18 protein-coding genes and 1 pseudogene are annotated in these 17,599 nt (G+C 64.3%); 8 read left to right on the forward strand and 11 right to left on the reverse strand.

Annotated features, from left to right (window positions below; genetic code table 11):
* Positions 1–94: 94 nt before the first annotated feature.
* Positions 95–580: a MarR family transcriptional regulator gene (locus X771_RS160775; RefSeq protein WP_023672979.1), complete on the forward strand. Its 486-nt coding sequence runs from the start codon at positions 95–97 to the stop codon at positions 578–580.
* A 4-nt stretch (positions 581–584) separates the two neighbouring features.
* Here X771_RS160775 and X771_RS160770 read toward each other — a convergent pair whose 3' ends face one another.
* The 4 genes from X771_RS160770 to X771_RS160755 form a co-directional block, all read right to left on the reverse strand.
* Positions 585–1,010, reverse strand: coding sequence for a DUF1178 family protein (locus X771_RS160770; RefSeq protein WP_023672980.1), 426 nt, complete (start codon positions 1,008–1,010; stop codon positions 585–587).
* Complete coding sequence (locus X771_RS160765; RefSeq protein WP_023686675.1) at positions 1,007–1,873, reverse strand: carbon-nitrogen hydrolase family protein; 867 nt, start codon at positions 1,871–1,873, stop codon at positions 1,007–1,009. The genes X771_RS160770 and X771_RS160765 overlap by 4 nt, the downstream gene beginning before the upstream one ends.
* 86 nt (positions 1,874–1,959) lie before the next feature.
* Positions 1,960–2,241, reverse strand: a complete 282-nt coding sequence (gene grxC, locus X771_RS160760; RefSeq protein WP_023672982.1) for a glutaredoxin 3 — start codon at positions 2,239–2,241, stop codon at positions 1,960–1,962.
* Between the two features lie 22 nt (positions 2,242–2,263).
* The gene (locus X771_RS160755) at positions 2,264–3,022 is read right to left on the reverse strand and encodes a ComF family protein (RefSeq protein WP_245262518.1); all 759 of its coding nucleotides are present in this window, start codon (positions 3,020–3,022) and stop codon (positions 2,264–2,266) included.
* Between the two features lie 99 nt (positions 3,023–3,121).
* Here X771_RS160755 and X771_RS01000000164660 point away from each other — a divergent pair.
* A pseudogene (locus X771_RS01000000164660) lies at positions 3,122–3,893 on the forward strand (SAM-dependent methyltransferase).
* A gap of 12 nt (positions 3,894–3,905) precedes the next feature.
* Here the strand turns inward: X771_RS01000000164660 and X771_RS160750 are convergent.
* The 5 genes from X771_RS160750 to argJ form a co-directional block, all read right to left on the reverse strand.
* Entirely contained in the window at positions 3,906–4,088 is a 183-nt protein-coding gene (locus tag X771_RS160750) for a Flp family type IVb pilin (RefSeq protein WP_023686678.1), read from the reverse strand.
* Between the two features lie 127 nt (positions 4,089–4,215).
* Positions 4,216–4,524, reverse strand: coding sequence for a hypothetical protein (locus X771_RS160745; RefSeq protein ID WP_023686679.1), 309 nt, complete (start codon positions 4,522–4,524; stop codon positions 4,216–4,218).
* Positions 4,525–4,621: 97 nt separating this feature from the next.
* Complete coding sequence (gene mutT / locus X771_RS160740; protein ID WP_023686680.1) at positions 4,622–5,038, reverse strand: 8-oxo-dGTP diphosphatase MutT; 417 nt, start codon at positions 5,036–5,038, stop codon at positions 4,622–4,624.
* Entirely contained in the window at positions 5,035–5,784 is a 750-nt protein-coding gene (locus X771_RS160735; protein ID WP_023713717.1) for a GNAT family N-acetyltransferase, read from the reverse strand. Before X771_RS160735 ends, mutT begins: the two co-directional genes overlap by 4 nt.
* 29 nt (positions 5,785–5,813) lie before the next feature.
* Positions 5,814–7,055: a bifunctional glutamate N-acetyltransferase/amino-acid acetyltransferase ArgJ gene (argJ, locus tag X771_RS160730; RefSeq protein WP_023672988.1), complete on the reverse strand. Its 1,242-nt coding sequence runs from the start codon at positions 7,053–7,055 to the stop codon at positions 5,814–5,816.
* 169 nt (positions 7,056–7,224) lie between these two features.
* Between argJ and X771_RS160725 the strand changes: the two genes are divergently transcribed.
* Together X771_RS160725 and X771_RS160720 are read left to right on the forward strand one after the other, a co-directional pair.
* Positions 7,225–8,454, forward strand: coding sequence for a caspase domain-containing protein (locus X771_RS160725; RefSeq protein WP_023686681.1), 1,230 nt, complete (start codon positions 7,225–7,227; stop codon positions 8,452–8,454).
* 114 nt (positions 8,455–8,568) lie between these two features.
* Positions 8,569–9,156 carry a TetR/AcrR family transcriptional regulator gene (locus X771_RS160720; RefSeq protein ID WP_023686682.1) on the forward strand — a complete coding sequence of 196 codons (588 nt, stop codon included), beginning with the start codon at positions 8,569–8,571 and terminating at the stop codon, positions 9,154–9,156.
* 46 nt (positions 9,157–9,202) lie between these two features.
* Here the strand turns inward: X771_RS160720 and X771_RS160715 are convergent, their stop codons facing one another.
* On the reverse strand, positions 9,203–10,123 hold the full coding sequence (locus X771_RS160715; RefSeq protein ID WP_023686683.1) for a peptidylprolyl isomerase: 921 nt from the start codon (positions 10,121–10,123) through the stop codon (positions 9,203–9,205).
* Positions 10,124–10,367: 244 nt separating this feature from the next.
* Between X771_RS160715 and secA the strand changes: the two genes are divergently transcribed.
* On the forward strand, positions 10,368–13,100 hold the full coding sequence (gene secA, locus X771_RS160710; RefSeq protein WP_023672992.1) for a preprotein translocase subunit SecA: 2,733 nt from the start codon (positions 10,368–10,370) through the stop codon (positions 13,098–13,100).
* A 269-nt stretch (positions 13,101–13,369) separates the two neighbouring features.
* On the opposite strand, the gene X771_RS160705 is transcribed toward secA, so the two are convergent.
* Positions 13,370–15,958, reverse strand: coding sequence for a LuxR family transcriptional regulator (locus X771_RS160705; RefSeq protein ID WP_031202420.1), 2,589 nt, complete (start codon positions 15,956–15,958; stop codon positions 13,370–13,372).
* Between the two features lie 244 nt (positions 15,959–16,202).
* Between X771_RS160705 and X771_RS160700 the strand changes: the two genes are divergently transcribed.
* From X771_RS160700 to X771_RS160695, 3 genes are all read left to right on the forward strand, one after another.
* Positions 16,203–16,475: a DUF4242 domain-containing protein gene (locus X771_RS160700; protein WP_023673765.1), complete on the forward strand. Its 273-nt coding sequence runs from the start codon at positions 16,203–16,205 to the stop codon at positions 16,473–16,475.
* The gene (locus tag X771_RS1000000166285; protein WP_081731383.1) at positions 16,453–16,758 is read left to right on the forward strand and encodes a hypothetical protein; all 306 of its coding nucleotides are present in this window, start codon (positions 16,453–16,455) and stop codon (positions 16,756–16,758) included. Before X771_RS160700 ends, X771_RS1000000166285 begins: the two co-directional genes overlap by 23 nt.
* Positions 16,759–16,910: 152 nt before the next feature.
* Complete coding sequence (locus X771_RS160695; protein WP_023686685.1) at positions 16,911–17,414, forward strand: hypothetical protein; 504 nt, start codon at positions 16,911–16,913, stop codon at positions 17,412–17,414.
* The last annotated feature ends 185 nt before the right edge of the window (positions 17,415–17,599 follow it).

Raw genomic sequence — 17,599 nt, forward strand, 5'->3', positions numbered from 1 at the left:
TCCCGTCACTCACTTGCGGCACTGGGTCGAAACTGTATCTTGAGGTAGCATACCACAAAGATTCTTAACGTCAAGATACTTAGCGGTGAGACAGATGGATCGCGCGGCAAAGGCGGTGGAGCAATGGAAGCGGGAACGGCCGGACCTGGAGGTGTCGCCGATGCTGGTGCTTGGGCGGCTGAACGAAGCCTCTTCGCTAATCGCCCGCGAGCGCCTCGCCCCGCTGTTTGCCCGTTTCGGACTGCAGGCCGGCGAATTCGATGTGCTGGCGACGCTGCGCCGCTCCGGCCAGCCTTACGCGCTGACACCGACCGCTCTCTACGAGGCGACGATGGTGACCTCCGGCGCCATGACCAACCGGCTCGACCGGCTTGAGAAGGCCGGACTGATCCTGCGCGGCCCGCACCCCAACGACCGGCGTGGCATTGTCGTGCAACTGACCGAAAAAGGTCTGGCCTTGATCGACGAAGCCCTGACCGCCCACGTCGCCAACGAGCATGAAATCCTCGCCGGGCTCACCGGCACGGAGCGGGGGGCACTGGCTCAGTTGCTTGGCAAATTGATCGATAGCGCCAGCTGATCGCTCAATTGCGCTCCTCGGGAAAACTCGGGATCGGCATGAAATCGATGCCATCCTCGGCCAAGCTCTTGGCTTCGTCCAACGTCGCCTCGCCATAGATGCCGCGCGCATCGCTCTCGCCGAAATGGATCTTGCGCGCTTCTTCGGCAAACTTGTCGCCGACATAGTCGGCATTCTCGCGCACCTTCTCGGCCATCGCCTTCAGTTGCGCCAAAGCCTGCTTCTGGGTTTCGCCCATGGCCAGCGCAATTGTTTCCTGCTTCCGCGCGGTGGAGACGGCTGGCGCCATCAGCGCCTTTTGCACCTTGTGCGAGCCGCAGCTCGGGCAATCGACGAAGCCGCGCTTCTTCTGCGTGTCGAAATCGTCATTGCTGCGAAACCAGCCCTCGAATTCGTGCTCGTGCTCGCAGATCAGGGCAAAGCGGATCACGAAGCCGCGCCCCTGAGCCGCGGCGCTTCCACTGCGCCGGCATTGACGGCAAAATCACGCGCGTTCTTGAGATTGGGGATTTTCTTACGCGCGGCCGACGACTGCGCCGTGTCGATCTCGGCGATGATCACCTCCGGATCGTCATGGTCGGCCTCGGCGAGAATTCGACCCCATGGGTCGACGATCAGCGAATGGCCATAGGTTTCGCGGCCATCCTCATGCAGGCCACCTTGTGCTGCAGCAACCACATAGGCGCCGTTCTCGATGGCACGGGCTCGCAGCAGCACATGCCAGTGCGCCTCGCCGGTCTGGCGGGTGAAGGCGGCAGGCACCGACAAGAGGTCGGCGCCGGCCATCGCCTCGGCGCGGAACAGCTGTGGAAAGCGTAGATCGTAGCAGACGGCAAAGCCGAGCCTAGCGCCGTCGATCTCGGTGACGACGGCCTCGGTGCCCGGCTCATAGGCGGCGGATTCGCGCCAGCTCTCGCCATTGTCGAGGTCGACATCGAACATGTGGATCTTGTCGTAGGTGGCAAGGGTGGCGCCGTCCGGCCCAAACAGCAGCGCCCGGTTGGCGAGCTTGCCGTCGGTGCGCAGGATGGCGGTCGAGCCGATGTGCAGGAAGACGCCGAGTTCGCTGGCGAGCTTGCGCGCGGCCGCCACGACGATGTCCTTGTCTTCCAAGGTGCAGGAAGCAGCCCTGGCTTCCTTGTCGCGGATCAGCGCACCGGTCATTTCCGGGGTCTGGATGTAGGTTGCACCGAGGCCTGCCGCTTCGCGCACCAGCCGTTCGAGATCGACCGCGTTGCGCTCGGGGCTCTCGCCCGAACGCATCTGGATCGCCGCCGCCTTGAAAATACCCATCGTCACGTCCTCTTTGAGCAATTCCAGGAAAAGTGTGTAACGGTTTTCCGTCCGAAATTGCATAAAAACAAAGACATAGAGCGGCCCTACGAACCGCTCTTTGTCGTCGAGCCGTTGGCAAGCAGCCTGTCCAGCTGCCCCCGCGCCTCCAATTCGTGGAGGTCGTCGGAGCCGCCGACATGCGTGTCGCCGATGAAAATCTGCGGAAAGGTCGAGCGGCCATGCGCCCGCGAAATCATTTCCTGGCGCAATTCCGGCGAAAACGAAGCGTCATGCTCGGTGTAAGCGACGCCCTTGCGGTCAAGCAGCCGCTTGGCCGCCGCGCAATAGCCGCACATCATACGGGTGTAGATCGTCACATCGAGCATCGGTCCGTGCCTTTCCTTGCCCTTATATAGTCGCGGACTCGTCGGCCCGAAAGTCCCCCGGCAGGACACGCGCGAAGGTCAGCACATCGACCGCTCCGGCGCCGCCCTTCTTCAGCGCCTTGGCGACCGACCGCACGGTAGCGCCGGTGGTGTAGACATCGTCGACCAGAAGCACGCGGCGCCCAGTGATCTCGATTTCGGCTTCCGCAGGCACACGGAAGGCGGCGCGCACATTGTCCTCGCGCTCCTGCCGCTCCAGCCCGACCTGCTGGCGCGTGAGCTTGACGCGCCGGACCGCCGAGGGCGAGAAAGGCAGCCCGCTAAGCTGCGCAACCGCCCTTGCCAACTCCGCCGACTGGTTGAACTGCCGTCGAAAGAAGCGCCGCCAGTGCAATGGCACCGGTACGACGACATCGGCATCCGCGATCAGCTCGGCCCCGGCGCGCAGCATCCATCGCGCCATCCATGGCGCCAGATCCGTGCGGTCCTGGTATTTCAGCCCTTGCACCATCTGGCGGGCGACACCGGAATAGGCCACAGCCGCCCGCGCCCGCTCGAACGGCGGCGGATCGGCGATCGCCTCGGCCGACAGGAATCCCTCGCCCATATCGTGCGTGAATGGCGTGCCCATCACCGCGCACCATGGCCGCTCCAGCAGCCTGAGTTTCGGCCAGCAGGCACCGCACAAAACGCCGGGTTGCGAGACGTGCCTGCGACAGCCGGCACAGACCGGCGGGAACAGCATCCGCGCCGGCCAGTCCAACATGGCCAGTTTCAACATGGTTTGAGCGAGGCTCTTGATCTCCATCACCGGATCGGCCACGTGGTTTTGACGTCCGCGCCAGGATATCACTAGACGGACAAACAGGGATGTCTACCGTTGCAGCCGATCATCGATACTGAACTTTGGCTGGTGCGCAAGCGCAGGGCGCTGGCCCACCCCGTAGCCGGCGCGGATTTTCTGATGCGGCGGGCGGCGGAAGACCTTGCCGACCGGCTCGGCGCGGTCGAGCGGAAATTCGGCAAGGCCGCGGTGCTGTTTTGCCAGACGCCGGACGCAACGGACGTGGTCGCTGCAAGCGGCAAGGCAGCGGAGATCGTGCGCGTCGAGGCAGATCCAGCGTTTCTGGACGGCCGGCCAGGGCTGATAGCACCGCTGGAAACAGTGCCGTTCCAGCCGGAAAGCCTCGACCTCGTCGTTTCACTTCTGTCGTTGCAGGCGATGAACGACATTCCCGGCATGCTNGACCGAACTCTGTGGCGGCGCCAGCCCGCGTGTCATCCCCTTCACCGATGTTCGCGACGCCGGCGCACTGCTGCAGCGCGCCGGACTGGCGCTGCCGGTGGCCGACGTCGAAACGGTGACCGTCCGCTACGATACCCTCTTCGACCTCATTGCCGATCTCAGGGCGATGGGCGAAACCAGCGCGCTGACTGATCGCAGCCGGCGACCGGGAGCGCGAAAGCTTTTTACCCGTGCCGCCGAAATCTATGCCGAACGCTTTTCGGACGCTGATGGCCGCATCAGGGCAAGCTTTTCCATCGTCTGGATGTCGGGCTGGGCGCCCGATGCCTCGCAGCAAAAGCCCTTGAAACCGGGTTCGGCGAAGGTCTCGCTGAAGACGATACTGGAAAACCCCGGCGGGCGGTGACGGCGCTCCGGATCAATGCTTGGCGAAGGCGTTTGCGAGCCTGCTGTTGTTGTCGCTGAACAGAAACTGGATCGCATTGCTGGCCTTGCCGACACCCCCGACGATGGCAAGCGACAGCACCGCAACGATCAGGCCATATTCAATGGCCGTGGCGCCTGTTTCGTCCTGCAAAAATCGGCGCAGCAATGGCTTCATGATCGTCGATCCCTCTCATCCCCGACCATATCGCCGACCTGTTAAGAAAGGTTAACGGCACAAGCTTAACAGGCTGTGAAATGGGCCTGCGTTGAGGAAGTTCTCAAGCTGGTGTCGACCTTGTTGGTCAGCAGTCGCCGCTGCGTTGGCCGTCGGCGCGGATGATGCAGACTGAGTTCGGTGAGGGCTGCAGCACGCTTCTGCGCAGCGTATAGGTGGCCCGCGAGCCGATCGAACCCGTGCTCATCGGGTCGAGACCGCCTGCAAGAGCATCGCGGCTGGATGATCGCGTCTGGTTGTCCAGCACGGGGACCGCGATCAGCGCCAGCGCCACTGCGGCCGAGCCGAACAACAGCGTGACGCGCAATAAGCCGACGCCGGCGGCGCGAAAGCTGCGATCTGGCCGGATCGAGTCCCATTCCCTGTCGAGGCTCATGCAATCGCTCCCCGCGAACCCGCTTTGCCGCAATTTTTCACGACGAGATAAATCTTCCATTAACGCTGGCTAGATCAGACCGCGAAATGGCTTTGTATCACAACAGGTCGATGAGGAACTGGATCAGCGGCGCGTCGGCCGGCGGCATGGGATAGTCGCGCATCTGCTTTGGCCGCACCCATTTCAACGCCTGCCCTTCCCTGGGCTGCGCGATGCCGCGGAAGCGGCGGCAGACGAACAGGGGCATCAGGAGATGGAAATCATCATAGGAATGGCTGGCGAAGGTGAGCGGCGCCAGGCAAGGAATGTCAGTCTCGATGCCGATTTCTTCCTGCAGTTCGCGGATCAGGCATTGTTCCGGCGTCTCGCCTGGCTCTACCTTGCCGCCGGGAAATTCCCACATGCCGGCAAGCTGTTTGCCCTCGGGCCGCTGCGCCAGAAGCACCCGCCCATCGGTATCGACCAGCGCGCACGCGGCGACCAGCAGCAGGCGTTTGCCGGTGATCTCGCTCATGCGCCCGGCGGCCGGCGATAGTGGTAGCGATAGACTTCGTCGAAGCCCAGCGAGCGATAGAGCGCCAGCGCCGGCGCATTGCCGGCCTCGACCTGCAGCCAGGCTTCGCGAGCGCCACGCAGCCTCGCCCACTTCAGCGCCGACAGGATCAGGTTGCGGCCATGGCCCTGATTGCGCGCCGACTTGGCGGTGGCGATCTCGAACAGACCGGCAAGATCGCCGTCATGGACGCAGATCAGCACCGCCAGAGGGTCGGCCCCTTCCTCCAGCGCAAACAGCCCGACTTCGGGTTGGATAGCGCCGATGATTTCCGAAAGACCGGGCCGCAGCGATGCATCCGAGCCGCTGACCTTGAGCGACGCGCCGAGAAAGCGGCTGATATCCTTCAGCGGAATCTGGTCCATGGCCGGCGCCAGTTGCGCGTCCGCCAGCGGCAGCCGCATCACCAGGGATTCGTCGAATGTGCTCCAGCCCTCATTGTCGAGATGCTTGGCCAGGTCCGGCCCCGACAGCGGCGAGATGCGGAAGGTCAGCGGCCTGCCATAGGCGTCGAAGCGCCGGCTGGCGCGGCCGATGCGCTCGGCAATGTGCTGGGTGTCGCCGGGATCGAGCGGGTTGACCGAGTTCAGCCGCTTGGCCGGATGGCCGGCTGTCAGCCGCACCACCCAGGTGCCGTCATAATGCACGGCCGCCGCCGGCCAGGCGCGAAACCCCGCAGCCTCGTAGCGGCGCACGATGGCGAGCATGCTTGCCGGATGCCTGGAAGCCAACTCCATCAGCTCCGGTAATCGCCATTGATGGCGACATATTCCTTGGTGAGGTCGCAGGTCCACACCGTCGCCTTGCCGCGGCCGATACCGATATCGGCGCGGATGCGAATGTCGTCGCGCTTCATATAGGCCGAGGTCGCTTCCTCGGAGTAGCCCGGGTCGCGTTCGCCCTCATGCGCCAGACGGTTGTCGCCGAACCAGATCGACAGCCGGTCGCGATCGGCCGGCTCGCCGGCCTTGCCGACGGCCATGACGACGCGGCCCCAATTGGCGTCCTCGCCGGCAACCGCCGTCTTGACCAGCGGCGAATTGGCGATGGAAAGCGCGATGCGCTTGGCCGAGCGCGCCGATTTGGCGCCGGTAACGGTGACTTCGACCTGCTTGCGGGCGCCCTCGCCGTCGCGCACCACTTGCAGCGCCAGCGATTTGAGCACCTTGCCCAGCGCCCGGCGGAACGCGCCGAGACGCGCATCCTTGGGATCGCTGATGGCGGGCGCGCCGCGCTTGGCAGCGGCTCCGGTGGCGAACAACAGCAGCGTGTCGCTGGTCGAGGTGTCGCTGTCGACGGTGACGGCGTTGAAGGTCTTGGCCGTGCCGCGCGACAACAAGTCCTGCAGCACGGGGGCGGCGATCGGCGCATCGGTGGCGATGAAGGACAGCATAGTCGCCATATCGGGCGCGATCATGCCGGCGCCCTTGGAGATGCCATTGATGATGACGTCGGTGTCGCCGAGCTTGACCGTCGCTGTCGCCACTTTCGGATAGGTGTCGGTGGTCATGATGGCCTTTGCGGCCTCGGTCCACAGATCCGGCTTGCCGTCCTTGACCAGTCCGGCGAGCAAATGGCTGAATTTGGTGGTGTCGAGCGGCTCGCCGATTACCCCGGTAGAAGCGAGGAACACTTCGCCTGGCGTGCAGCCTGCGGCCTTGGCCGCGGCCTCGCCGGTCAGTTGGGTGGAGGCGCGGCCCTTCTTGCCGGTGAAGGCGTTGGCGTTGCCGGAATTGACGACCAGCACCCGTGCCTTGCCGGCGCCAAGGTTCTCGCGGCAGAAGTCGACCGGCGCCGAGGGGCATTTCGACTTCGTGAACACGCCGGCAACCGCTGTGCCGGCATCGAAGACCATGGCCAAGAGGTCGGTACGGTTCTTGTACTTGATCCCGGCCTCGGCGGTGGCGATGCGCACGCCCTCGATGGCAGGCATTTTGGGATATTTCTTCGGCGCGAGCGGCGAAATCGTTGCGGACATTGGAGACCTCGGGCGAGGGAAAAACGCTGGGCGAAGGCCGGTTTGCCCGATAGCACGGCCCGGCGCAAGGGCGTTTTCTTGGCCGCCGCTGTCGGCAAGCCACCAGGGATTAAGCTTGCATTTCAAATCCGTTGGCGTCACCGGGGCCTCTGGCGTTATGATATCGGCCATGGGCAGGCTGGTGATCTTGGCGGTGGCGTTTATGGGGCTTTTGCTCCTGAGCGCCGATGCGCAGCCGGAACGGCGCGTGGCGCTGGTCATCGGCAATGGCACCTATGCCGAAGCCGGCACGCTCACCAATCCGGTCAACGATGCGCTCGATATTGCCGGCAAGCTCCGCTCGATCGGCTTCGACGTCATCGAGGGCAACGATCTCGGCAAGCGCGAACTCGAGCGCAAGATCGGCGAATTTTCCGATGCGCTGGAAGGTGCGGGCGTCGGGCTTTTCTATTACGCCGGCCACGGCCTGCAGGTGGAAGGGCGCAACTACATCGTGCCGGTCGACGCCCGGCTCGACATGCCGGTCAAGCTGCAGCTCGAAGCCGTGCCGATCGACGAAGTCCTCGACATCATGGAGCAGCAGACCAAGGTCAGCCTGGTCTTTCTCGATGCCTGCCGCAACAATCCCTTTGCCCGCAGCCTGAGCCGCACCGCCACCACGCGCTCGGCAACGGCGCTTGCCGGTCTGGCGCAGTTCGATTCGACGCGCGGCTCCTTCATCGCCTTCTCGACGGCGCCAGGCGCTGTCGCCATGGACGGCACCGGACGCAATTCGCCGTTCGCCGCCGCCCTGCTGCGGCACATGGCCGAGCCCGGCCAGAGCATCAACGACATGATGATCGCGGTGCGCCGCGACGTGGTCTCCGAAACCCGCGAGGGACAGCGCCCATGGGAACAGGGTTCGCTGCTCGAACGGTTTGAGTTTGTGCCCGGCGGCGAAACGGTTGCACAGCCGAAGCCCGCCGTCCCCCCGGCGCCCGAAACAAAGGTTGCGGCACTCGAACGGTCTGTAGGCGACGACAAGACCGCAATCGAGAAATTCCTGCGCGACGACTATCTTGCGCCCGATGCCGCGGCGATCGGCGAGACCGTCAAGCGGCTCTATGCGCCTTCCGCCACCATCTTCGGCACGCGCTATGACAGCGACGCCGTCGTCAAGCTCAAGACGGACTGGTTCGCGCAATTTGCATCCTGGTCGTTCAGTCTCGAGCCCGGCAGCCTCAATGTGACGCCGCAGGGCGAGAATCGCGCCGAAGCCGTGTTCGCGATGAGCTACGACTATATGTCGAAAGACAAATCGGCGGCGCGCATGACCGGCAAGGCACGAGTCACGCTTGGGCTGGTGAAGAGCGACGGCCAGTGGCGGATCGCCTCGGAAACCTCGCAAGCGATGAACTGAAAATGCCCGCGAAGGGCGAACGTGAGGCCTGCTTCTACAAGCGCTGGAAACGGGCCGTTTCGTTTGCCTGCCAGCTCACCTATATTGCCGGCGAGATTGTTGGCGAGGACAGACATGGGCGAGGATCCGGCGCGCAGATCGATCGGGGCGCGGCGCAACCCAGACAGCGCCGAGGCCATTCTCAAGGCCTCGGAGGCGGTGCTGGTCGAGGCCGGCTATGCCGGCTTCTCCATAGAGGCCGTGGCGCGGCGGGCGCGCGCCGGCAAACCCACGATCTATCGCTGGTGGCCGAGCAAGGCGGCCCTGCTGCTGGAGGTCTACAAGCGGCAAAAGCGTGTCGACGTCCCCGATACCGGCAGTCTCGAAGACGACCTCGTCGGTTTCCTGAGGAACCTCTTCGCGCATTGGCGCGACACATCCTCGGGCAGCGTATTCCGCTCGCTGATCGCCGAGGCCCAGTCGGACGAAGCGGCGGCCGCGGCCCTGACTGGCTATGCCGATGGGCGCGTGTCCCACACCGCTCGGATCATCGAGCGCGCCAAGGCGCGCGGCGAGGTTGCGGCCGATATCGACGCAGCGCTGGTCGCCGACCTCATCGCTTCCTATGCCTGGAAACACCTTTTGACCAACCGGCTGGACGAAGATGAGGCGACAATCCGTGCCACTGTCCGCTATGTGATGTCAGGCATCTCCCGCAATTGAAAAGGGCGCCGAACGGCGCCCTTTGCATGTTTTTTCGGTGCCGGCCTTACTTGCCGGCTTCCATCGTGTCGACGGCCTTCTTCAGATTGGCGTCGGGGATTTCGACCTTGGCGGCGCCGCGCAGCTGCTTGACCAGTGCGAAATACTTGTCGCGGATCACCGCCTGCTTGGCCTGGTCCTTGACGTCGTCGAAGGCCGGCGGCTGTTTGGTGCGCTTGTCCTCGAGCTTGATGACATGCCAGCCGAATTGCGTTTGCACCGGCTCCTTGGTGTATTTGCCGATTTCGAGCGCAACTGCCGCCTTGTCGAATTCCGGCACCATCTGCCCCGGGCCGAACCAGCCGAGATCGCCGCCATTGGTCTTGCCCGAGGGATCGCTGGTATGCTCGTTGGCGAGCTTCTGGAAGTCGGCACCGCCATCGAGCTGCTTGATAATCGCCTCGGCCTCTTCCTTCGTCTTCACGAGGATGTGACGGGCATGAATCTCATTGACCGGCGGCGTGCTGGCGATTTCCTGGTCGTAGCGGGCGCGCACCTCGGCATCGGTAACCTTGTCGACGACGCCCTTCTCGACCATCTCGCCATGCAGCGCGCGCTGCTGTAGGAACGCCATGCGGCGCTGGAATTCGGGATCCTTGTCGAGCCCGGTAGCGACCGCCTGGGCGGCCATGACGCGGATTTCGATGGCTGCCGAAAGGGCGGCGGCGCGGCGCTGCTCGGGTGGCAACTGCGAGAACTGCTGCGACAGCTCGCCCTCGGCAAGCCCAAGGTCCGCCTCGGTCAGCTTCTGGCCATTGACGGTAGCGATGACGGCGTTCGGATCGACGGGGGCTGCCGCCGGCGCTGCTGCGGCATCGGCCGGGGCGGGAGCGGCTTCCTGGGCCATCAGCGGAGACAGCGACAGGGCCGACAGGCCGAAAGCCAAGCCAAGGCTGGCGAGCGACGCACGGCGAAACAGTAAGGACATCAAGATTAACTCCAAGGGGGGATTGGTAGGGCTTGCAGATCAGCCGGATTGTGGCGGAATTTGGCGCTGCCCATAGGGCTAACGCGGCGTTGACATCAGTTGAGCCCCCTCTTATCTGTCCAACGACTTTGCGTCCAGAACCGTTTTCCGGGCGCTTTTTGTGTTTGTCCGCGTTTCACGCGGAATTGATGGGGCCGGCCGGCGCTCATCTCAAAATTGAGAATTCTATCGAAAGGACCATCGGATGGTCAGTCTCGGCGGTCTCGCCCGTAAGGTTTTCGGTTCCTCCAACGATCGTCGCGTAAAATCGACCCGGCCGCGTGTCGAGGCGATCAACGCCATGGAAAACGAGATGCGGGCGCTGTCCGACGCCGAGCTTCAGGCCCGCACGGAAAAATTCCGCCAGGATATCGCCAACGGCGCCACGCTCGATGACCTGCTGGTGCCGGCCTTCGCCACCGTCCGCGAGGCATCCCGCCGCGTGCTCGGCATGCGCCCGTTCGACGTGCAGCTGATCGGCGGCATGGTGCTGCACAATGGCGGCATCGCCGAAATGCGTACCGGCGAGGGCAAGACCCTGGTCGCCACCCTGCCCGTTTATCTCAACGCGCTTGCCGGCAAGGGCGTCCATGTCGTCACCGTCAACGACTACCTCGCCACCCGCGACTCCGAATGGATGGGCCGCGTCTACAAATTCCTCGGCCTCTCGGTCGGCGTCATCGTCCATGGCCTGTCCGACGAGGAACGCCGCGTCGCCTACGCGTCCGATGTTACCTATGCCACCAACAACGAGCTCGGCTTCGACTATCTGCGCGACAACATGAAGTATGAGCGCGCACAGATGGTGCAGCGCGGCCACAATTACGCGATCGTCGACGAAGTCGATTCCATCCTGGTCGACGAGGCGCGCACGCCGCTGATCATTTCCGGTCCGCTCGAGGACCGTTCGGAAATGTACAACACCATCGACGCCTTCATGCTGCAGCTCGGCCCGGCCGACTACGAGATCGACGAGAAGCAGAAGACCTCGATCTTCACCGAGGAAGGCACCGAGAAGCTGGAAAACCTGCTGCGCGCGGCCGGCCTGCTCAAGGGCGAGTCGCTCTATGACGTCGAGAACGTCGCCATCGTCCACCACGTCAACAACGCGCTGAAGGCGCACCGGCTGTTCCAGAAGGACAAGGACTACATCGTCCGCAACGACGAGATCGTCATCATCGACGAATTCACCGGCCGCATGATGCCGGGACGCCGCTATTCGGAAGGCCTGCACCAGGCGCTCGAAGCCAAGGAGCATGTGGCGATCCAGCCGGAAAACCAGACGCTGGCCTCCGTCACCTTCCAGAACTATTTCCGCCTCTACAAGAAGCTGTCCGGCATGACCGGCACGGCGCTGACCGAGGCCGAGGAGTTCGGCAACATTTACGGCCTCGAAGTCACCGAGATCCCGACCAATCTGCCGGTCATCCGCAAGGACGAGGACGACGAGGTCTACCGGACGGTCGAGGAGAAGTACAAGGCGATCGTCAAGGAGATCAAGGAAGCGCGCGCCAAGGGCCAGCCGACGCTGGTCGGCACCACCTCGATCGAGAAATCCGAGCAGCTGGCCGAGCGCCTGCGCAAGGAAGGGTTCAAGGATTTCGAAGTGCTGAACGCCCGCCATCACGAGCGCGAAGCGGCCATCGTCGCCCAGGCCGGCAAGCCCGGCGCCATCACCATCGCCACCAACATGGCGGGACGCGGCACCGACATCAAGCTCGGCGGCAATGCCGAGATGCGCATCGAGGACGAACTGGGCGACATGCCTGCTGGTCCCGAGCGAGAGGCGCGCGAAAAGGAAATCATTGCCGATGTCGAGCGCCTGAAGGAAAAGGCGCTGGCCGCCGGCGGCCTCTACGTGCTCGCCACCGAGCGCCATGAATCGCGCCGCATCGACAACCAGCTCCGCGGCCGCTCCGGCCGCCAGGGCGACCCCGGCCGTTCGAAATTCTTCCTGTCGCTGCAGGACGATCTGATGCGCATCTTCGGCTCCGAGCGCATGGACGGCATGCTGCAGAAGCTTGGCCTCAAGGAAGACGAGGCCATCATCCATCCGTGGATCAACAAGGCGCTGGAAAAGGCGCAGAAGAAGGTCGAAGCGCGCAACTTCGACATCCGCAAGAACCTGTTGAAATACGACGACGTCTCGAACGACCAGCGCAAGGTGGTGTTCGAGCAGCGCATCGAATTGATGGACGGCGAAGGCCTGTCCGAGACGATCGCCGAGATGCGCGAAGGCGTCATCGAGGAGATCGTCACCAAGAACATCCCCGAAAACGCCTATGCCGAGCAGTGGAACGTCGCCGGCCTCAAGGCCGAGGTCGCCGAATTCCTCAATCTCGACCTGCCGGTCGAGGACTGGGTCAAGGAAGAAGGCATTGCCGAGGACGACATCCGCGAGCGCCTGACCAAGGCCGCCGACGCCGCCGCCAAGGAGCGCGCCGAGCGCTTCGGCCCAGACGTGATGAGCTATGTCGAACGCTCGGTGGTGTTGCAGACGCTCGATCATCTGTGGCGCGAGCACATCGTCAACCTCGACCATCTGCGTTCGGTCGTCGGCTTCCGCGGCTACGCCCAGCGCGACCCGCTGCAGGAATACAAGAGCGAGGCGTTCGAGCTGTTCCAGGCTCTGCTCGGCAATCTGCGCCAGGCCGTCACCGCGCAATTGATGCGCGTCGAACTGGTCCGCCAGGCCGCCGAAGCGCCGCCGCCCGAAGCGCCTGAAATGTTCGGCAGCCACATTGACGGCACCACGGGCGAGGACGATTTCGAGGGTGGCGAGACCGCACTTCTGGTCCGCCAGGAGAGCAACGCCATCGTCGCTCCCGAAGACCGCGATCCGAACAACCAGGCGACCTGGGGCAAGATCGGCCGCAACGAAGCCTGCCCCTGCGGCTCCGGCAAGAAATACAAGCACTGCCACGGCGCGTTTGCCTGATCATTCGTTAGGTCGGCGGGACAGCGCCCCCCTCTGTCCTGCCGGCTTTCGTCGCTCGGAAAGCCAAGCAGTTGGCTTTCCGTCCGCTAACGCGGACCACGCCTCAACCCCCTCAAGGGGGGAGATCAGCAGCTTCGGCGCCGTGTCTTCTTTCAATTTCGACAATTGGCGAAAGCCGCAATGACAGCCAATCTCCCCCCTTGAGGGGGAGATGTCCGGCAGGACAGAGGGGGGCGCGAAGGATCGCCGACCTTCGCGTTCGTCAAACCTCACAACAACCCTGAATCCCTTGCCGCCGCCGTCGCTTCGCCGCGCGAGACCGCGTCCAGCTTGCCCAGCACCGCCGAGACATGGTGATCGACCGTCTTTGGCGAAATCGTCAATTGCTCGGCGATCCGCTTGTTGGACAGGCCGCGTTCGATCAGCTGCAGCACCTGCATCTGGCGCAAGGTGAGGCCGGCCAAATTGGCGCGCGTCGAGCGGCGCGGGCCGCGGGCGATGCCGCCAACGCCGTTCCTGCGCATGATATTGCGCAGGCGCTGGGCCGCCGGCCTTGCCCCCAGGCCGTCGAAAATATCCAATGCCAGACGCTGCCCCTCGTCATCGCCGAGGATGAGCGCCAGTCCGCGCTCGTATGGCGCATTCAATTCGGACCAGAGTGCCGAAGCCGAACGCCAGTCGCCGGTCAGGAGCAGCCGGTATGGTGTCGCCATCTTGGCGGTGTCGCCGGCCGGCATATCGGGAGAGAGCAATGTTCGCCACAGAGCCAGCTCCCCGACATGGGCACGCGAGCGCACCGGCGTTTCGGCGCGGGTGATCAGCGCCAGCGCCTCTTGCCTGTCGGCCAGGCCCAGCCATGCCTGCTCCGCCATCAGCGCTGCGTAAGAGCTCAGCATCTGCAGGTCGCCGCCGCTTCCGACCAGACGCGCCATTTCGGCGAACAGCGGCTCGGCCGAGGGATCGCCGCGCCTCAGGCGCAGTTTCGCCAGTGCCAGCAGCGCCGGAAACCGGCTCACGGTGGTTGTCCGATCATTATCGATGACATCGCTTGCCGTCGCGGCGGCCTCATCCCATTGGCCCTGACGCAGCTGCACATCGGCCAGCATGCCCCTGAGATAGTCGCGCCAGGTGCCGAGGTCGTTCTCGGTGCAATAGTGGATGCCGCTCTCCAGCACCGGACGCGCCGCGTCGTAGCTCATCTGGGTGATCTCGAAACAGGCGCGGTTGGTGAAGGCGCGCGCGGCATGTTCCTGGAAATTGCCTTGGAGCGCAATTTCAAGGCTTTGGTCGAGGCGCAGGCGTCCGGCATCCGGATTGAGCCACTGCTCGACGCAGCCGACATTGTTGAGGGCATGCGACGCGATGTCGGGACGGTTCATGCGCGCAGCCAGCGCCGCTGCCTTCTCGCCATAGAACAGCGTGTCCTCCACCCTCTCCGACAGCATCGCCAGGTGTGAAAGGTTCGAATAGGCCATGGCGAGTTCCGGCCCGGCGGGAGCCGCCTCCAGCATCGCCACCGCCTCGGCGCCGAAGGCGGCGGCCGCCTCGCGGTCATCGGCCATTTCGCTCAGCCGGGAGAGCCATCTCAGGCTGTCGCCCTCCTTCAGCCTGTTGCCGCCTGCCTGATGCAACCGGCGCGCCTCGCCCTGCGCTGCAAGCGCGTCGTCGATCTTGCCGATGAGATGGCACTCGAACGCATGGCTTTCGTAGAGCGCGGCGCGGTCAATCACCGGCAGGCTGTCGGCCTGCTGCAAGGCGATCTCGTAATAGCCGGCGGCATCGCGATGGGCGCCGACGCGCGACGCCTCGCACGCGGCGATCGGCGCAAGTTCGCGCACCGCCGCCAGATTGTGCGCCTCGACCGCATGATGCACCAGGCGGCCTGTGGAGACGTCGCCATTTTCGAGCAGTGCCGCCAGCGCACGCTGGTTGAACTGCCGCCTGTGCGACGTCGTCAGCATCATTTCGATGGCGCGTCGCGCGATGTCGTGGCGGAAGGCGTAGCCGTCGCCCAGATCGTCGAGCAGCCCGTTGGCGACACACTCGGCCAGTTGGCCGGCGCTGGCGACGCCGCACAGGCCCTGCAGGGCCCAGGCGTCGGCGCGGCGCGGAAACACCGACACCGCGTCGAGCATTGCGCGGGCGCCTGGCGACAGCCGTTCAGCCCGCGCCAACACGGCGTCGCGCACGCTTGCCGGCAGCGCCGTTTCGTTTTCGGCCGACAGCAATTCGGTGACGAAGAAGGCATTGCCGGCGGTCGCCCGGTAGATGGCGTCGCCATCGCGTCCGGCCGCATCGGCGAGCGACAGCACGGCCGCCTGGCTGAGCAGCGGCACGTCGATGCGCGCCACGCTGCCGGCCGGGATTTCGCCCAGGGCGCGGCGCACCCGCATCTGTCCCTCGCTGCGGTCGGTGCGCGCCGTCAGCAACAGCAGGATGTGGGTGTTGACGATACGCCGGCCGAGGAAGCGCACGAAATCGAGCGTCGCATCGTCGGCCCAGTGCAGGTCTTCGATGATCAGCAGGCACGGCCCCTTGGCCGCAAAAGCGTCGAGCGCATCGGAAAACAGCGGCAGTCTCTGCCCATGCCGGGCGTCGATTGCGCGCGGCAGCGCCCATTGCGCCTCACGGGCCAGATCGTAAAGCGGCCCCAGCGGATCGGGGATCGACAGATCCTCGCAAGCGCTGCGCAACGTCGCCGCGCTCTCTCCGACACGGGCCGCGAATGCCTCGACAAGCGCCGTCTTGCCGGCGCCGGCCTCCCCGGCCAGCACGGCGACGCGGCCATGGCCGCCTATTGCATCGCCAAGCAGGCTCTCCAACTGCTGCAGCTGCGTCTGCCGTTCCAGAAGCATCATTGTCATCGTCTCACAGGATCGGAGTTTTCCCACCATGGCGGGCCGCTCACGATTAGCCCGTGAAGAAAGCGACGCAATGTGACTTTGCACACATTGCCGTGCCTCTTTCCACAAAGAACGACGCCAATATAGGGAATCGTCCCGTCCAATATGGGGAATCGTTCCGATGCGCGGGCCGGGCGGGCGTGGTCAACGTCCAGCCGCGCTCCGATCGAGCGTGAACCAATGGAAAAGGAAACCTTCCATGCCTCGCTACCTGATTGAACGCACATTTCCGGACGGCCTCAACATACCGATGACCGACATCGGCGCCAGCGCGGTGGGCGGCGTCGTCATGCGCAATGCCGAAAAGGGCGTCACCTGGATCCAGTCCTTCGTCACGCCCGACAAGAAGCACAGCTTCTGCATCTACGACGCGCCGACGCCCGAAGCGATCCGCAGCACCGCTCAGAAAAACTCGCTGCCGGTCGACAAGATCACGGAGGTGCGGGTTCTTGACCCTTACTTTTACCTCTGATCCTGCGTTCGGTCGCCACGGTGATGAGCATCAAACTGTCCTTCGCGGCCATGGCGAACTGCCTGATGGCCTGCCGCTCGGTGGAATCGGGCCTGTCCTGGGAAAGACCGGCCGGCCAACCTCCGTGCTCGGCCGTCTATGGCGGTTCGCGTCGAAGCTGCCTGCGTATCTGTCTGAAAGGCGGCGCTTGCCCCCGGAAGGCGACTATCTGAGGCGCGACATCGGGCTATCGGAGCGGGACGTCCCGCAGGAATATTGGCAATATTACTTTTGGGATCGTTGATTTTTCACGGTTTTTAAGGGCTGCGGCCAAAGCCCGGCAACGGAAGCCGCATCGCATGAACCGGGACGGACAAACCAAATCCTAAACCAACGCCGCAGGCGTTTCGGCATCGGCCGCCGTCGCCTCAAGCGTCAACAAACGAACGGAAGACCATGACCAAAATGCTTTGGACGACACGCTTCGCGGCTTTCGCCGCCATCTCGATCGCGGCGGGTGCGGCCGCCCAGGCGCACGACGCCAACCCGTTGGCCGAAAAGGTGCGCGCAGCCAACAGCCGCTTCGAAAATGTGGCAGCCGCCACCGCCGAAGGCTATGCCCCCATCCCTTGCGCCAGCGGCATCACCGGCGGCGCCATGGGCATCCACTATGTCAACGGCGCCTATCTCAAGGACGATGCCGTCGATGTCGCCAAGCCCGAAGCGGTGATGTACGAGCCGACGGCCGACGGCAGCCTGAAGCTGATAGCGGTCGAATACATCACCTCGAAGGGCCCGGCCTCGCTCGAAGGCCAGCTGTTCAACTTCAACAGCGCCCCCAATCGCTACGGCCTCGGCCCGTTCTACGAACTGCACGTCTGGGCATGGAAACAGAACCCGACGGGCGCCTTTGCCGACATGAACCCGAACGTGTCGTGCGACGCCATGAAGGGGATGTAACGCCTCACATGTGACACCTCGGGCACCGGACATCCGGTGCCTGGCCATCCCCCTTGGCGGGGGAGGGGCGAGCGAAACGCCGACCGGCTCCCCAGTCTTCCCCGGCGTTCGCTCGCCTTTTATTATGCCCCGGCATACGATGACGCACCTTGCACACGCGGCCGTCCTTGGCCCCTCGGCGCACC

This window comes from Mesorhizobium sp. LSJC269B00 (genome assembly GCF_000502815.1).
Lineage (GTDB): Bacteria > Pseudomonadota > Alphaproteobacteria > Rhizobiales > Rhizobiaceae > Mesorhizobium.

What these genes read in the sequence shown, in the direction of transcription:
- X771_RS160725 (WP_023686681.1), top strand. Translation starts at nt 7,225, where the DNA reads ATGGGCAGGCTGGTGATCTTGGCGGTGGCGTTTATGGGGCTTTTGCTC.
- X771_RS160720 (WP_023686682.1), top strand. Translation starts at nt 8,569, where the DNA reads ATGGGCGAGGATCCGGCGCGCAGATCGATCGGGGCGCGGCGCAACCCA.
- X771_RS160735 (WP_023713717.1), bottom strand. Translation starts at nt 5,784, where the DNA reads ATGCTCGCCATCGTGCGCCGCTACGAGGCTGCGGGGTTTCGCGCCTGG.
- grxC (WP_023672982.1), bottom strand. Translation starts at nt 2,241, where the DNA reads ATGCTCGATGTGACGATCTACACCCGTATGATGTGCGGCTATTGCGCG.
- X771_RS160775 (WP_023672979.1), top strand. Translation starts at nt 95, where the DNA reads ATGGATCGCGCGGCAAAGGCGGTGGAGCAATGGAAGCGGGAACGGCCG.
- X771_RS160700 (WP_023673765.1), top strand. Translation starts at nt 16,203, where the DNA reads ATGCCTCGCTACCTGATTGAACGCACATTTCCGGACGGCCTCAACATA.
- X771_RS160765 (WP_023686675.1), bottom strand. Translation starts at nt 1,873, where the DNA reads ATGGGTATTTTCAAGGCGGCGGCGATCCAGATGCGTTCGGGCGAGAGC.
- secA (WP_023672992.1), top strand. Translation starts at nt 10,368, where the DNA reads ATGGTCAGTCTCGGCGGTCTCGCCCGTAAGGTTTTCGGTTCCTCCAAC.
- X771_RS160750 (WP_023686678.1), bottom strand. Translation starts at nt 4,088, where the DNA reads ATGAAGCCATTGCTGCGCCGATTTTTGCAGGACGAAACAGGCGCCACG.
- X771_RS160695 (WP_023686685.1), top strand. Translation starts at nt 16,911, where the DNA reads ATGACCAAAATGCTTTGGACGACACGCTTCGCGGCTTTCGCCGCCATC.
- X771_RS160745 (WP_023686679.1), bottom strand. Translation starts at nt 4,524, where the DNA reads ATGAGCCTCGACAGGGAATGGGACTCGATCCGGCCAGATCGCAGCTTT.
- mutT (WP_023686680.1), bottom strand. Translation starts at nt 5,038, where the DNA reads ATGAGCGAGATCACCGGCAAACGCCTGCTGCTGGTCGCCGCGTGCGCG.
- argJ (WP_023672988.1), bottom strand. Translation starts at nt 7,055, where the DNA reads ATGTCCGCAACGATTTCGCCGCTCGCGCCGAAGAAATATCCCAAAATG.
- X771_RS160755 (WP_245262518.1), bottom strand. Translation starts at nt 3,022, where the DNA reads ATGTTGAAACTGGCCATGTTGGACTGGCCGGCGCGGATGCTGTTCCCG.
- X771_RS160715 (WP_023686683.1), bottom strand. Translation starts at nt 10,123, where the DNA reads ATGTCCTTACTGTTTCGCCGTGCGTCGCTCGCCAGCCTTGGCTTGGCT.
- X771_RS160705 (WP_031202420.1), bottom strand. Translation starts at nt 15,958, where the DNA reads ATGATGCTTCTGGAACGGCAGACGCAGCTGCAGCAGTTGGAGAGCCTG.